This window comes from Mycobacterium sp. (assembly GCF_035633495.1).
Classification (GTDB): domain Bacteria; phylum Actinomycetota; class Actinomycetes; order Mycobacteriales; family Mycobacteriaceae; genus Mycobacterium.
Map to the genome: position 1 here is coordinate 105,395 of NZ_DASQEU010000044.1, position 14,682 is coordinate 120,076.

Below are 14,682 nucleotides of genomic sequence, written 5' to 3' on the forward strand. Positions count from 1 at the left end.
CCAAGCTGTTGTAAATTCACACGACGCCCCCGTCGCTAACGGCCAAACGCAAGGATTCGGAAGTAGTGCCTGTGAATTTTCCACAGAACGAGTGGATCTGAGCGTGGACGCCAAGATGCGTCGAGATCGCATCGAGGAGCGCGTCCGCGTCGAGCGGGAAGTCGGCTACGCCGAACTGGCCGCCGAGTTCGACGTGTCCGAGATGACGATCCGGCGCGACATGGAGGCGCTGGAGACGCTCGGGGTGGTCCGGCGGGTGGTCGGTGGCGCAATCGCGATGAAGGGCAAGGACAACGAGCCGTCGTTCGCCACCAGAGTGGCCGACGCCGCAGAGGAGAAGCGCCACATCGCCGACGCGGTGGCCGACCTCGTCGGCCCCGGCGAAACCCTGATCCTCGACTCGGGCAGCACCGCTCTGGCCGTCGCACAGTCTCTGCGCGGACGTCGACTCGGCCTCACGGTCCTCACGCCGAGCGTGCTCGCCGCGCTGGAGTTGATCGACGAGGCCGACACCACCGTCGTGCTCACCGGTGGCGAGTTGCGTCCCGGTGAGCTCAGCCTGATCGGTCCTGCAGCCGAGGACACCCTGGCCCACTACAACTGCGACACGTTCGTGATGGGCGTGGCCGGCATCGACGGCCTTCGGGGCATCTCGGACTATCATCAGGCCGACAGCAGGGTGAAGCGCGCGGCAAGCAAGCGCGCAGACCGGGTGATCGTGGCCGCCGACCGGAGCAAGCTCGGCCGGGTCACGTTCACCAGCATCGCCCCACTCGCCGAGATCCACGTGATCATCACCGACGGGGAACCCGACCACCCGACTCTGGTCGCTGCGCGCGAGGCAGGTGTCGAGGTCATCTGCGTTGCGGGTATCGATTCGGTGGGCCAGGCGGAATCGCGGTGAGCCCCCACACGATCGGAATCGACATCGGCACCACCGGAACCAAGACCGTGCTGTTCGACACCGAACTCGGCATCATCGCCCAGGCGTCGCGCGAGTCGACGCTGCACTCCCCGCGACCGGGTTTCGCCGAGGCCGACACCGGCCAGTGGCACCGTAACGTCGTCGAATCCATCCGAGAGGTAGTGCGCAGCAGTGGAATTCGCGGTGAGACCGTGGATGCGGTGGCAGTCTCGGGCATGGTTCCGGCCGTTGTTCCCATCGATGACCGAGGTCACCCGCTGCGCCGCGCGATCCTGCAGAACGACGCCAGGGCGCACCGGGAGGTCTCGGAGCTGGCGCTGGCGTTGGAGGGCGTCGACCTCGTCGCGATGACGGGTTCGGCGCTGACCCAGCAGTCGGTCGCACCGACGACGGCCTGGTTGCGCACCCACGAACCGGAGGTCTACGACCGCACGGCACACTACGTCGGCTCCTACGACTGGGTGCTGAGCGCCCTCGGCGCCGATGTTCACGTCGAACAGAACTGGGCGCTGGAGTCGGGGTTGTTCACCATCGACGGGGACGTCGCGACCGAGGTCCTTGCCGCTGCGGCCCTCGACCCCGCCACTCTCGCCCCCGTCCATCGCCCCGGCGCCCAGGTCGGCGAATTGAGCGGTGCAGCAGCGGAATCGACCGGATTGCGGGCGGGCACCGCGCTGATCGTCGGTGGCGCCGACCACGTCCTGTCGGCCTTCGCGGCAGGCGTGAACACGCCGGGTGACGCGCTGGTGAAACTCGGCGGCGCCGGAGACATCTTGGTCGCCAGCGACACCCGGGTGGTCGACGAGAGGCTCTACCTCGACGCCCATCCGGTCCCCGGGCACTGGTTGCCGAACGGTTGCATGGCCACGAGCGGCAGCCTGATCCGCTGGTTCCAGGCGCTGGTCGGTGGTGTCGAACTCACCGACCTCGACGACGAGGCCGCCTCGTCGGCCCCGGCCGAGGTGCTGTGCCTGCCGTACTTCCTCGGCGAGAAGAGCCCGCTCCACGATCCCGACCTGCGCGGCGCCTTCGCCGGAATGCACCTCGGCCACACCCGCGCCAATCTGTACCGGTCGGTGTTGGAGGCCATCGCGTTCGGATTTCGGCACCACGTCGACGTCTTCACCGACATCGGCATCCCGCCGAGGCGGGTGATGATCACCAACGGTGGGTCGAAGTCGACCCTGTGGAAGCAGATCCACGCCGACGTACTCGGCATCGAGATGCGGCCCGTCCGAGGCCATCCCGGCGCATCCCTGGGTGCGGCGGTGATCGCCGCGATCGGCGTCGGCGCGCTCGACGACTGGTCCGACGCCGCCCGCTTCGTCGCTCTCGATCCGCCGGTCGTACCCGATCCGACCCGGCGAGCCGTCTACGACGACGCCTACCGGAACTGGCGCGATCTCGGATCGGCCGTGACGCCGATATCCCATGCGATGGCAAGAAGTGACCGAGAACAAACCGAGAAGTGAAAGGAATTGTGCCGCTATGAAGTCGATGCAATCTACGAAGACCAAGACACCCCGGCGGAGGCGGCCGTTCTTTGCCGCACCCGTATTCGCACTCCTGGCCGTGCTCACCTTGATCATGAGCGCCTGCGCGGGCAGCAGCGGCCCCGACCAGACCCAGGCGACGGGTACGGGCGAAGTGCCCAAGGACGTCTCCGGGACCGTTCGCATCCTGATGGAGAACGTGCCCGACACCGACGTGGTCAAGGCGATGGTGCCCGAGTTCAACAAGGACTACCCAAACGTCAAGGTGGACATCGAGACACTGACCTACGACCAGATGCGCGACAAGCTGGTGTCGTCGTTCCAGTCGTCGTCGCCCACCTACGACCTCATCATCGTGGACAACCCGTGGATGGTGGACTTCGCCAATGCCAAGTTCCTGCAGCCGTTGGATTCTCGGATCGACGGCACGCCCGACTACGACGCCGCCGACTTCTTCCCCTCGCTGACGCAGATCACGACCGTCGACAACGTGCGCTACGGGGTGCCGTTCTACAACTACGCACTCGGATACCTCTACAACACCGACGATCTGGCCGGGGCCAAGCTGGAGGCGCCCAAGACCCTCGACGAATTGGTCAGCACCTCGAAGGCGTTGAAGGTCGGTGACCGCGCGGGCATCGCGATGCAGCCGCAGCGCGGCTACAAGATCTTCGAGGAGTGGGGCAACTGGCTGTTCGCCGCGGGCGGGTCGATCTACGACGACAACGGCAAGCCCACGCTGAACACCCCGCAGGCCAAGCAGGCCCTGAACGCCTACATCGACACGTATCGGACCGCCGCACCGCCGAACAGCCTGAACTGGGCGTTCGACGAGGCGTTCCGCTCGGTGTCCAGCGGTCAAGCCGCATCGATGATCAGCTACAACTGGAATCTGCCCGCCCTCAACGAACCCGGCTCGGGACCGTCGGCGGGCAAGTACAAGCTGGCCCCGATCCCCGGTGGCAAGCAGGTGCTGGGCTCGTGGAGTTGGGCCATCCCCGCGAACTCCGGCGCGTCGGACGCCGCCTGGGCGTTCGCGTCCTGGCTCACCTCGAAGGTGCATGACGTCCAGCGCACCGAGAAGGGTGGCGCCGCGATCCGGCAGAGCACGCTGCAGAATCCGGCCGTCCTGAACGGCCCGCTGGGCGCCGACTACTACAAGACGGTGGAGCAGTTGCTGGCCGACGCGGCGCCGCTGAGCCAGGGCCCCAGCGGCGAGGAGATGATCCAAGCCGTCGGGACCGAGCTCAACGAAGCGGTCGCAGGCACCAAGAGCGTCGACGACGCGCTGGCCGCCGCGCAGGCCGCCGCCGAGAAGATCCAAGGCTAGCCCGCCCCCCGGGGCTAGCCCACATGAAACCGACCACCCCACGAAAGGAGCGACGACGACCATGAAGTTCAAACACGGCATGGTCGCCCCCCTCGTCGCGCTCTTCGTCGGGGTGGTCGGTTTCCCCCTTGGCTACGCGTTCTACCTGAGCGTGACCGATTACAAGCTGACCAGTCGCGGCACACCGAATCTGGTCGGCGTGGACAACTACGTCGCCACCCTGCAGGACGCGGCGTTCTGGCAGGCCTTCGGCACCACGGCGACCTTCGTCGGCGTGGCCGTCGGGCTGGAACTTCTGATCGGTCTGGCCATCGCGCTCGCCCTGCAAAAGCAACGCTGGGCAAGCGATCTCACGCGATCCATGCTGCTGGCGCCGATGTTCATCACACCGATCGCCGTCGGGTTGATCTTCCGGTTCCTGCTCAACGACCAGATCGGCGCCATCCCACATCTGTTGCGCGCCATCGGCGTCGACTACGACTTCTTCGGACCCGGCCGCGCTCTGTTCACCCTGACCTTCATCGACGTCTGGCAGTGGACGCCGTTCATGGTGCTGCTGCTGCTCGCGGGCCTCGAGTCCATTCCCAAGGATCCGCTCGAGGCGGCCAGGGTCGACGGCGCCGGTGGCTGGTACGTGCTGCGGAGGGTGACGCTGCCGTTGTTGGCGCCGGTGCTCGTGGTGGCGATTCTCCTGCGCTGTCTGGACGCCATGAAGGTGTTCGAGTACGTCTTCGCGACGACCCGCGGCGGACCCGGCACCGAGACCCAGACACTGCAGTACTTCGTGTACCAGACCGGAATTCAGTTCTTCCGCCTCGGATCCGCCTCGTCGATGGCATTCGTCGTGCTGCTGGTCGTGCTGACGATCATCGTCGTCGCGTTCCGCCGGATGGAGAAGGCCAAGCAGTCATGAGGAACTCGCCGGTGCTGGCCATCTGCCGCGTGGCGCTGTTGTGGGCGGCGGGCATCGCGGTGCTCTTCCCGGTGGCGTGGATCGCCCTGGCCAGCCTGAAGAACCCCGAGCAACTCAACGATCCGTTCCTGCTGTCCTTCACCCCCACGTTCACGGCGTGGCGCAACGTGCTGTCCTCCGGGATCCTCGAGGCGGCGGGGCGCAGCGCCGTCGTCGCGCTCACCACGGTAGGCATCAGCATCCTGGTCGGCAGCATGGGCGCCTACGCCATCGCCCGCTTCCGCGCCGGCGGCACCGCCACCCGGTTCGGCATGCTCGCCGCACAGGTGCTCCCACCGGCCGTGCTGGTGTTCCCCTTCTTGACGATGGCCTACGCCCTACGGCTCAACGACACGTTGGTTCCGGTGATCCTCGCGCATCTGAGTTTCGTTCTGCCCGTGGTCACCTGGTTCCTGATCGGGTTCTTCGAGGCTGTCCCCCGTTCACTCGAGGAACAGGCCCAAGTCGACGGATTCACCCGATTCCAGGCCTTCCGACTCGTCGTCCTGCCGCAGGTCTTCCCCGGCATGGGAGCGGCGGCGATCTTCGGATTCACGCTGTCGTGGAACGACCTCTTCTACGGTCTGATCCTGGCTCCCGGCAAGGCGGCCATCCTCCCGGTGGCCATCGCAGGCTTCAACACGTTCCGCGGCGTCCAGATCGGCTCGATGAGCGCCGCCATACTGATCGCCGTCGTCCCCGTCGTCATCGCGAGCTTCTTCATTCAGCGCAGGCTGGTGCAAGGCATCAGCGGCGGCGCGGTGAAGTTCTAGAAGGTAGGTCACCACCACTCATGGCAACCGTCCGATTCGCGAACGTCACCAAGGCCTACGGGTCGACGTCCGTGGTCAGCGACCTGAGCCTCGAACTGTCCGACGGGTCGTTCACCGTGCTCGTCGGGCCGTCGGGCTGTGGCAAGTCGACGTCGCTGCGGATGCTCGCCGGCCTCGAGTCCGTCACCTCGGGCACCATCACCATCGGTGACCGCGACGTGACCCACTTGCAGCCGCGCGATCGGGACGTGGCCATGGTGTTTCAGAACTACGCGCTCTACCCGCATCTCACCGTGCGCGAGAACATCGCCTTCCCGCTGCGCGCCGCGAAGGAGCCCCGCGCGGAAGCGCTCAAGCGTGCCGACGCGGTAGCCGAGTCCCTCGGCCTCTCGAAGCTGCTGAAGCGCAAGCCGAAAGACCTCAGCGGCGGCCAGCAGCAGCGGGTGGCGATCGGCCGGGCGATCATCCGCGAACCGTCGGTCTTCCTCTTCGACGAACCGCTGAGCAATCTCGACGCGAAACTACGGGTCGAGACGCGCACCGAGCTGCTGCAGATCCAGCGCCGACTCGGCATCACCTGCCTGTACGTCACACACGATCAGGAGGAGGCGATGACGCTGTCGGACCGGATGGTGGTGATGCGCGACGGGCGCGCGGCACAGGTCGGTACCCCGCTGGAGGTGTACGAATCGCCGGTCGACACGTTCGTCGCATCGTTCGTCGGCAGCCCGACGATGAACCTCGTCGACGGCGATCTCACCGGTGAGTCATTCACTCTGCCAAGCGGATTCGCGCTCACCGCCGAGCGGGTGAGTGCCCGCGGCGCCGTGACACTCGGAGTTCGACCCGACGACCTGGTCCCCACCGCAACGGACGGGGCCGACGCCACGGTGAAGCTGATCGAACTGCTCGGGCCGCGGGCCATCGTCACGATCGATGCCAGGGGCACCGAGTTGACGAGCGTCGTCGAATCATCTCGGATGTCCGGCATCACCGAAGGCGCGAAGGTCTCGTTGTCGGCCCGACCGGGCGCCGTCCACGTCTTCGACGCACAGACCGGCCGACGCATCGTCGGCGCCAGCCAAGAGCACCAGACGGATGGGAACCAAGTTCACAGATGACGAAGACAGTCGTGGTCACCGGCGCGGGGTCCGGAATTGGGCGTGCCATCGCGATGACCCTCGCCGAACGTAGCTGGCAGGTCGTGGTCACCGACATCGACGGCGACGCGGCGCGTGACGTCGCGGCCGCGCTCCCGTCGGACACCGGAGTCCGGCACGAATCGGCGGTTCTGAACGTCAGTTCGCCCGCGGACGCGTCGACGGTCGCCTTCGACGTGACCGATCGCCTCGGGCTCGACGCGTGGGTCAGCAATGCGGGCATTTCGTTCATGCACAGCTTCCTGGAGGCACCCATCGCGCGCTACGACCACACGATGGACGTCAACCTCAAGGGCGTCTTCGTGTGTGGGCAGGCCGCCGCCAGGGCGATGGTGCGAAGCGGGACGGCGGGCGCGATCGTCAACACCGCCTCGATGGCCGGCAAGCAGGGACGGGTGCCGTTTCTCGCCGACTACGTCGCGTCCAAGTTCGGCGTCGTCGGCCTCACTCAGGCGATGGCCTACGAACTCGGCGAGCACGGCATCACCGTCAACTGCGTGTGCCCTGGCTATGTCGAAACTCCCATGCAGTCAAGGGAATTGGAGTGGGAGGCGAAACTGCGTGGCATCACGACCGAGGGCGTTCGCACCATGATGGTCGAGGACACGCCGCTGCGACGACTCGAACAACCCGAGGACGTCGCCAAGTCGGTCGCGTTCCTGCTGTCCCCCGACGCCCGGTTCATCACCGGGGAGGCCTTGGCCGTCAACGGCGGCGCCTACATGGACTAGCCGTCGAAATCACTTCAACGACAACACAACCGAGAAAGGCATACACGTGACCACCACCTGGCTCGACGAGGTCTTCAACGTGAGAAAGCCCGTCATCGCCATGCTTCACCTCTCCGCCCTGCCTGGTGATCCCGGGTACGACGGCGCGGGCGGCATCGCCGCAGTCGTGGCTCGCGCGCGCGAGGAACTCGACGAACTGCAGGCCGGTGGCGTGGACGGCGTGATGGTCTCCAACGAATTCAGCCTGCCGTATCTGACGAAGGCGGAACCGATCACCGCCATCACGATGGCCAGGATCATCGGCGAGCTGTTGCCCGCGTTCGAGGTCCCCTACGGTGTGAACGTGTTGTGGGACGGGCGGGCCTCGATCGATCTGGCGGTCGCGACCGGCGCGAAGTTCGTCCGCGAGATCTTCACCGGCGTGTATGCCAGCGACTTCGGTCTCTGGGACACCAACGTCGGCGAGGTGGCGCGCCACCGTGCGCGCGTCGGAGGCGCCGACGTGAAGCTGTTCTTCAACATCGTCCCCGAGTCGGCGACCTATCTCGCGACGCGGGATTTGGCGTCCATCACTCGCACGACCGTCTTCGCGACGTTGCCCGACGCGATCTGCGTGTCCGGTGCGACGGCGGGGTCGCCGACCGACGCCGAGGCGCTGCGCGTGGTGAAGTCCGCCGCGGGCGCGGTCCCCGTGTTCGTCAACACCGGTGTGCGGGCCGAGAACGTAGCCGATCAGCTCGCCATCGCCGACGGTGCGATCGTGGGTACCTACTTCAAGCAGGGCGGCGTGTTCCAGAATCGAGCGGAGCGTTCGCGGGTCGAGGAGCTCATGGGTCAGGCGCGGAAGTTCCGGGATCAATTGGCCTGACCGAGGTTGGTCACACAGCTCCTCGCCTGGCCACCCGCACGGCCAGCTCGTCGGGTGGGACGTCGTGACCCTCCGCGCACCGGACTTCGACGACCGCCTCCGCGCCGCAGCCGAGATGTGCCAGCCGTAGCGGAGTGTCGGCGAAGTACTTCCTGCCCCAGTCGAACATCGCCCACACGACGGGCATGAACGCCGTCCCCTGCTCGGTGAGCACGTATTCGTCCCGGCTGCGCCGGCCCGGTTCCTGGTACGGCTGCTTGGCGAGCAACCCCGCCTCGACGAGCTCGGACAACCTGGTGGAGGTGGCGGCCTTGGTGATGCCGACGCGGCGGGCGAAGTCGTCGAACCGCGTGGTGCCGTAGTTGGCCTCGCGCATTATCAGCATCGCCGACTTGGTCCCCACCAGACCCATCGTCTTCTCGATCGGGCAGTGGCCCACCGCGGACCAGGAGTCGCGGTCGGCGAGGGGCCCTTGCAGGACTGTCATGTACATCACTCCACAGCTGGGTTGTTGAGACTCGATCGAGGTGTTGGATCTAAGTATAGAGAGCAGTACTCAGCGACGAGTCACTTGGGAGAACACGATGGCTGAATTCTCGGACCGCGACGCCGTAATCGTCGGCGCCGTGCGCACGCCGGTCGGGAAGGGCAAGGCCAATGGAGCCCTGCACGACGTGCTGCCCGTCGACCAGCTGGCGCACAGCCTGCGCGAGGTCGTTGGACGCACCGGGGTCGACCCCGTCCAGATCGACGACGTCATCGCCGGCGCCGTGACGCAGGTGGGCGACCAGTCCGTCAACATCGCTCGCAACGCCCTGCTGGGAGCGGGGTTCCCCGAGAGCGTTCCCGGCACGACCGTGGACCGTCAGTGCGGAAGCAGCCAGCAGGCAATCAGTTTCGCCGCCCAGGGCGTGCTCGCGGGCTCGTACGACGTCGTCATCGCGGCGGGCGTCGAATCGATGTCACGGGTGACGATGGGCAGCAGCGTGCTTCCCGGCAGCGACCCCTTCGGCAAGAGCATGGCCGGGCGGTACTCCGAAGGCCTGGTGCCGCAGGGCATCAGCGCCGAACTGATCGCCGCCAAGTGGGGACTGTCCCGCACCGAACTCGACGAGTTCTCGGCGAACAGCCACGAGAAGGCCGCACACGCGACCAAGGACGGCCTCTTCGACAACGAACTGGCGCCGATCGCCGGGCTGTCGACCGACGAGATCATCCGTCCCGGAACGACCGTCGAGGCACTCGCGGGCCTGCGACCCGCCTTCTTCAACGAGGCCTACTCGGCACGCTTTCCCCAGATCAACTGGGAGATCACGCCGGGCAACTCCTCGCCACTGTCGGACGGTAGCGCCGCGGTGATGATCACCAGCGGAGCTGCTGCCCGCAAGCTGGGACTGCGTCCGCTGGCTCGCATCCACACCATGACGGTGGTCGGTTCCGATCCGCTGTACATGCTGACGGGCGTGATTCCCGCAACGGAGAAGGTGCTGGCCCGCGCGGGCCTCACGCTGGCCGACATCGAACTTTTCGAGGTGAACGAGGCGTTCGCGCCCGTGGTCCTGGCATGGGCTTGCGACACCGGCGCCGACCTGGCCAAGACCAACGTCAACGGCGGCGCCATCGCGATCGGTCACCCCCTGGGCGCCAGCGGTGCCCGCATCATGACGACCATGGTCAATGCGCTGCACCAGCGCGGCGGTCGGTACGCGCTGCAGACCATGTGCGAGGGCGGCGGCATGGCCAACGCCACCATCATCGAACGGCTCTGATCCTCGGCTTCGGCGCGCACATCCGCGACACGTGCGGGTGTGCGCGCCGAACTCGCGGGACCCGAGTGCTGACGTATCGATGACGCCGGCCCCGGCGACGGTTTGCCACCAGGCTTCCGGGATGTGTACGCGCTGTGAACAACTCCCATCGTCCGGGCCTCGTCGGCCTGCTGTCCGCTGCCGCCTTGGTCGCCCTAATCTCCGGCTGCAGCAGCGACGACCAAGGCACCGAACCCGGCACTGCGATGCGACCACCACACCCGCCAGCACGTCACCGGCGACCTCGCCGCCGTCCGTCGGCCCCAGCACGTCGGTCACCCCGTCCACGACCGGTCAGGCGCCCGCGCCCGCTAGCAACGCACCCACGACGGAGAGTGAAGTGAGCGGCCCGAGCCAGACGGTGAGCGGCGGCAACGCGGCCACTCAGACCACCGTGCGTACGCCCTCGCCGCCGACCGGCGACAGCCTCCCGGGTGATGACGCCGGGCCACAGGGCAATCCGGGCAGCCCCGGTCGCAACTAGCGACGATGCGCTGAAATTGCACTCAGGGCTGTGGTTCTCGACGAATCACAGCCCTTGGTGCGGTTTCACCGAGGCAGCTAAGCCCGCGTCAGCTCGAACAGCGGGATGGATCGAGTGGTGTTCGCCTGGTAGTCGGCGAACACCGGAGCGATCTCGATGATCTTCGGGTACGTCGCGTCCCGCTCGTCGTAGGGCAATTCACGCACGGTGACGTCATATGAGTCGGTGCCGACCTCGACGTGCGCCCGCGGGTTGGCCCGCAGATTGTGCACCCACGCCGGGTCCTTCGGGGCACCGGCATACGACCCAACGATCAGCATCTTGTCGTCGACAGTCAGGTAGGCCAGCGGCGATAGCCGCGGCTTGCCCGACTTGGCGCCGGTGGTGTGCAGCAGCAGAAGCGTCGCGCCCTCGAAGGGGCCGCCGACCCTTCCCCCATTGGCGCGAAACTCCTCGACGATGCCGCGGTTGAAGTCGTCGAGCGCATTGGTGTCAGCGACGAGCTTGCCCTTGTCGATTTCTGTCATGAGTCTTCAGACCTCTTGGGCGTGGCGTCTATTCCGGATTCCTTGCGCTGCTGTGCGGTGATCGGCGCGGGCGCGTCGGTCAGGGGGTCGACGCCGCCGCCGGACTTCGGGAATGCGATCACCTCGCGGATGGAGTCCAACCCGGCCAACAGCGCGGTGATGCGATCCCAGCCAAAGGCGATGCCGCCGTGCGGTGGCGCACCGAAGGTGAAGGCGTCCAACAGAAAACCGAACTTGTCCTGTGCTTCGGCGCGGTCGATGCCCATCATCGCGAAGACCCGCTCCTGGACGTCTCGGCGATGGATTCGGATCGAGCCGCCGCCGATCTCGTTGCCGTTGCAGACGATGTCGTAGGCGTTGGACAGCGCGCTGCCCGGCTCGGTGTCGAACGTCGCCTCCGACTCGGGCTTGGGTGAGGTGAAGGCGTGGTGCACGGCCGTCCATGCTCCCGACCCGACCGCGACGTCGCCGGACGCGGTGGCCTCGTCGGCGGCCTCGAACAACGGCCAGTCGACCACCCAGGTGAATGCCCACGCGTCCGGATCGATCATGTCGAGCCGCTTGGCGATCTCGATCCGCGTCGCGCCGAGCAGTGCGCGAGCCGACTTCACCGGGCCGGCAGCGAAGAAGATGCAGTCCCCGGGGTTGGCGCCGACCTGGGCGGCGAGGCCTTCGCGCTCGGCGTCGGTCAGGTTCTTGGCGACGGGCCCGCCGAGCGTGCCGTCCTCGGCGACGAGCACGTAGGCCAGGCCCTTGTGGCCGCGCTGCTTGGCGAACTCCTGCCAGCCGTCGAGGGTGCGACGCGGCTGCGACGCGCCACCCGGCATGACGACGGCGCCGACGTGCGGCGCCTGGAAGACCCGAAAGGTGGTGTCGGAGAAGTACTCCGTGCAGTCGACGAGTTCGAGGCCGAACCGCAGATCGGGCTTGTCGGTCCCGAACCGCCGCATGGCCTCGGCGTAGGTGATCCGCGGGATCGGCGTCGGCAGCTCGTAGCCGATGAGCGCCCACAGCGCCTTGAGAACCTCTTCGGACACCGCGATCACGTCGTCGGCGTCGACGAAGCTCATCTCCATGTCGAGCTGGGTGAACTCGGGCTGGCGGTCGGCGCGGAAGTCCTCGTCGCGGTAGCAGCGCGCGATCTGGTAGTACCGCTCCATGCCCGCCACCATCAGCAGCTGCTTGAACAGCTGCGGGCTCTGCGGCAGCGCGTAGAACGAGCCGGGCTGCAGGCGGGCGGGCACCAGGAAGTCGCGCGCCCCCTCCGGCGTGGACCGGGTCAACGTCGGCGTCTCGATCTCGACGAAGTCGTGGCCGGCCAGCACCCCGCGGGCGGCGGCGTTTACCTTGGAGCGCAACCGGATTGCGTTGCCCGGGCCTTCGCGGCGCAGGTCGAGGTAGCGGTACTTGAGCCTGGCTTCCTCACCCGCGGTCTCGTCGAGCTGGAACGGCAGCGGCGCGCTCTCGCTCAACACGGTCAGCGACGTGGCATTGACCTCGATGTCACCGGTGGGGATGTCGGCGTTGGCGTTGCCCTCGGGCCGGGTCTCGACGACGCCGTCGACGGCGACGCAGAACTCGGCGCGCAGCCGGTGGGCCTGCTCGAGGACCTCCGCGTCACGGAAGACCACCTGCGCCACGCCCGACGCGTCCCGCAGGTCGACGAAGATGACGCCGCCGTGGTCGCGCCGGCGTGCCACCCAACCGGCCAGTGTGACCTTTTGACCGGCGTCGGTGGACCGCAACGAACCGGCGGCATGACTGCGCAACACGAAAACTCCCTGGGAATGGCCTGACGAGACGAACGCCTCAGTGTAGTGGTGGGGGTTGCGGCACTACCTTGGCGGCGGTGGGTACCTCCATTGCCGTCGTCGGTCCCGGAGCCATTGGCACGACCGTCGCAGCGTTGCTCCACGAGGCGGGACATCGGGTCGTCGTCTGTGGTCGCAGCGCCCGCGAATCCCTCGAGCTCAGGCCTGACGACGGAATCCTCGACGGCCAGCCGATGATGTTGTCCGATCCCGTGCGCACGGACCCCGCGACGGTCGAGAACCCGGTCGACGTCGTCCTGCTCGCGGTAAAGGACACGCAGAACGCGAGCGCAGCGGCCTGGCTCGATCGGCTGTGCGATGAGAACACCCTGGTGTGCGTCATGCAGAACGGTGTCGAGCAGGTGGAACGCGTCGGCAGCCATTGCCCGTCCTCGACCGTGGTGCCGTGCGCCGTGTGGTTCTCGGCGCAGACGCAACCGGAGGGCTGGGTGCGGCTACGCACCCCGGTGCGATTGACCCTCCCCGACGACGCGGCCGCCCGCCGCCTGGCCGAGGTGTTGGGCGGGCCGTCGCTCGCGGTGGAGTGCAGCCCCGACTTCGTCGACGATGCGTGGCGCAAGCTGATGACCAACGCCGTGGCCGGACTCATGGTGCTGACCTGTCGTCGGTCGGGAATGTTCCGCCGCGACGACGTCGCCCGCTTGGGCCGGGCGTATCTCGCCGAGTGTCTCGCCGTGGCGCGAGCCGAGGGCGCACACCTCGACGACGAAGTGATCGACGAGATCGTCGGCATGTTCACCGGCGTGCCCGAAGACTTGACGACCTCGATCCTGACCGACCGCGAGCAGGGCAGGCCGCTCGAATGGGACGTTCGCAACGGTGTCGTCGCACGCAAGGGTGCCGAGCACGGGCTGGCCACGCCGATCAGCGACCTGGTGGTGCCGCTGCTCGCGGCGGCGAGCGACGGACCGGGCTGAGCCCGAGCGGGTGGTCACCGAGTAGACACCTCATTCTAAAGTGTCTACTCATGAGCAAGACCTACCCGTGCGAACGGGTCGACCTGAGCTTCGTCGACAGCGCACCGTTCCGATTCGTCAGCACCGTCGACTTATACAGCCGCGGATTACAGCCTCGTGACGGTTGCGGATACCTGGCGGATTGTGGCGACGATGAACGTCTTCGACAAGTCTCTTCTGTTTGAGATGTCGTTCGCATTGATGCGTCGTTTTGCCTTCATCGAGGTGCCTGCCCCCGCAGATGCGATCTTCCGGACCCTATGGAGCGAGGAGATTGCCGACCTTGAGGAGTCCGTGACTTCAATCATCGACACAACGCTTAACGGTCTGCTGAAGTTGCGCGCCATCAAAGAGATCGGTCAGGCAGTCTTCCTCGACATGGCACGCTTTGCCGCCGAACTCGCCGGTTCCATGCCTAGCCCGCAGGCACTCGCTTATCAACTCTTCCACAGCTACTTGCTGCCACAGTTCGAAGGCGTCGATCGCAAGGTCGGTCAAGAACTGTTCAACGTGATGAGCTCGCTGGTAGGCGGGACCTTCCGTGAGAAGCTGCGGAAGACTCTCATCTGAACATAGGTGAAGTCGGCAACCCAAAGGCGATTGGGTGCCAGCGGATTGAAGTTGCGACCGACGAGATCCTTCGCCCGGTCCGCTTTCGGGTCCGCGACGGTGGTCCGCGGCGCGCGCCCTCGCAGGACACCCCGCAAACCGAGCTCGGCCATCAACCGTTCCACGGTGCAACGAGCAGCGTCGATTCCCTTACGTCGCAGTGCTATCCAGATCTTGTCGGCACCATAGAGGGAGCGGTTCTCCTGGTGCGTTGCGCGTATCACCTTTTTGAGT

15 protein-coding genes and 1 pseudogene are annotated in these 14,682 nt (G+C 66.7%); 12 read left to right on the plus strand and 4 right to left on the minus strand.

Going from position 1 to position 14,682, the window contains the following annotated elements:
- The first annotated feature begins 115 nt into the window (after window positions 1–115).
- The 8 genes from VET27_RS07175 to VET27_RS07210 all read left to right on the plus strand — a co-directional run bounded on the left by VET27_RS07175 (window position 116) and on the right by VET27_RS07210 (window position 8,232).
- Window positions 116–904: a DeoR/GlpR family DNA-binding transcription regulator gene (locus VET27_RS07175; RefSeq protein ID WP_526516549.1), complete on the plus strand. Its 789-nt coding sequence runs from the start codon at window positions 116–118 to the stop codon at window positions 902–904.
- Window positions 901–2,397, plus strand: coding sequence for an FGGY-family carbohydrate kinase (locus tag VET27_RS07180; protein WP_526516511.1), 1,497 nt, complete (start codon window positions 901–903; stop codon window positions 2,395–2,397). The genes VET27_RS07175 and VET27_RS07180 overlap by 4 nt, the downstream gene beginning before the upstream one ends.
- Window positions 2,398–2,422: 25 nt before the next feature.
- Complete coding sequence (locus tag VET27_RS07185) at window positions 2,423–3,748, plus strand: ABC transporter substrate-binding protein (protein ID WP_526516513.1); 1,326 nt, start codon at window positions 2,423–2,425, stop codon at window positions 3,746–3,748.
- A 61-nt stretch (window positions 3,749–3,809) separates the two neighbouring features.
- A complete protein-coding gene (locus VET27_RS07190; RefSeq protein ID WP_526516515.1) occupies window positions 3,810–4,661 on the plus strand; it encodes a carbohydrate ABC transporter permease in 852 nt (283 codons plus the stop codon).
- The gene (locus VET27_RS07195; RefSeq protein WP_526516517.1) at window positions 4,658–5,473 is read left to right on the plus strand and encodes a carbohydrate ABC transporter permease; all 816 of its coding nucleotides are present in this window, start codon (window positions 4,658–4,660) and stop codon (window positions 5,471–5,473) included. The genes VET27_RS07190 and VET27_RS07195 overlap by 4 nt, the downstream gene beginning before the upstream one ends.
- A 20-nt stretch (window positions 5,474–5,493) precedes the next feature.
- On the plus strand, window positions 5,494–6,594 hold the full coding sequence (locus VET27_RS07200; protein WP_526516519.1) for an ABC transporter ATP-binding protein: 1,101 nt from the start codon (window positions 5,494–5,496) through the stop codon (window positions 6,592–6,594).
- Entirely contained in the window at window positions 6,591–7,364 is a 774-nt protein-coding gene (locus tag VET27_RS07205) for an SDR family NAD(P)-dependent oxidoreductase (RefSeq protein ID WP_526516521.1), read from the plus strand. Before VET27_RS07200 ends, VET27_RS07205 begins: the two co-directional genes overlap by 4 nt.
- A gap of 46 nt (window positions 7,365–7,410) precedes the next feature.
- Entirely contained in the window at window positions 7,411–8,232 is an 822-nt protein-coding gene (locus VET27_RS07210; RefSeq protein WP_526516523.1) for a BtpA/SgcQ family protein, read from the plus strand.
- 10 nt (window positions 8,233–8,242) lie between these two features.
- Here VET27_RS07210 and VET27_RS07215 read toward each other — a convergent pair whose 3' ends face one another.
- Window positions 8,243–8,719: a winged helix-turn-helix transcriptional regulator gene (locus VET27_RS07215; RefSeq protein WP_526516525.1), complete on the minus strand. Its 477-nt coding sequence runs from the start codon at window positions 8,717–8,719 to the stop codon at window positions 8,243–8,245.
- 97 nt (window positions 8,720–8,816) lie between these two features.
- Here VET27_RS07215 and VET27_RS07220 point away from each other — a divergent pair, with 97 nt between their 5' ends.
- Both VET27_RS07220 and VET27_RS07225 read left to right on the plus strand, forming a co-directional pair.
- Window positions 8,817–10,001, plus strand: a complete 1,185-nt coding sequence (locus VET27_RS07220) for a thiolase family protein (protein ID WP_526516527.1) — start codon at window positions 8,817–8,819, stop codon at window positions 9,999–10,001.
- Window positions 10,002–10,380: 379 nt separating this feature from the next.
- Window positions 10,381–10,524 carry a hypothetical protein gene (locus VET27_RS07225; RefSeq protein ID WP_526516529.1) on the plus strand — a complete coding sequence of 48 codons (144 nt, stop codon included), beginning with the start codon at window positions 10,381–10,383 and terminating at the stop codon, window positions 10,522–10,524.
- 77 nt (window positions 10,525–10,601) lie between these two features.
- Here the strand turns inward: VET27_RS07225 and VET27_RS07230 are convergent, their stop codons facing one another.
- Together VET27_RS07230 and aspS are read right to left on the minus strand one after the other, a co-directional pair.
- On the minus strand, window positions 10,602–11,051 hold the full coding sequence (locus VET27_RS07230) for a nitroreductase family deazaflavin-dependent oxidoreductase (protein ID WP_526516531.1): 450 nt from the start codon (window positions 11,049–11,051) through the stop codon (window positions 10,602–10,604).
- Window positions 11,048–12,823, minus strand: coding sequence for an aspartate--tRNA ligase (gene aspS, locus VET27_RS07235; RefSeq protein WP_526516533.1), 1,776 nt, complete (start codon window positions 12,821–12,823; stop codon window positions 11,048–11,050). Before aspS ends, VET27_RS07230 begins: the two co-directional genes overlap by 4 nt.
- Window positions 12,824–12,900: 77 nt before the next feature.
- Between aspS and VET27_RS07240 the strand changes: the two genes are divergently transcribed.
- Together VET27_RS07240 and VET27_RS07245 are read left to right on the plus strand one after the other, a co-directional pair.
- Complete coding sequence (locus tag VET27_RS07240) at window positions 12,901–13,800, plus strand: oxidoreductase (protein ID WP_526516535.1); 900 nt, start codon at window positions 12,901–12,903, stop codon at window positions 13,798–13,800.
- A gap of 192 nt (window positions 13,801–13,992) precedes the next feature.
- Window positions 13,993–14,409: a hypothetical protein gene (locus VET27_RS07245; protein ID WP_526516537.1), complete on the plus strand. Its 417-nt coding sequence runs from the start codon at window positions 13,993–13,995 to the stop codon at window positions 14,407–14,409.
- Here VET27_RS07245 and VET27_RS07250 read toward each other — a convergent pair.
- Window positions 14,409–14,682, minus strand: a pseudogene (locus VET27_RS07250) (IS3 family transposase); the annotation flags it as partial. The gene VET27_RS07245 and the pseudogene VET27_RS07250 sit on opposite strands and share 1 nt — an antisense overlap.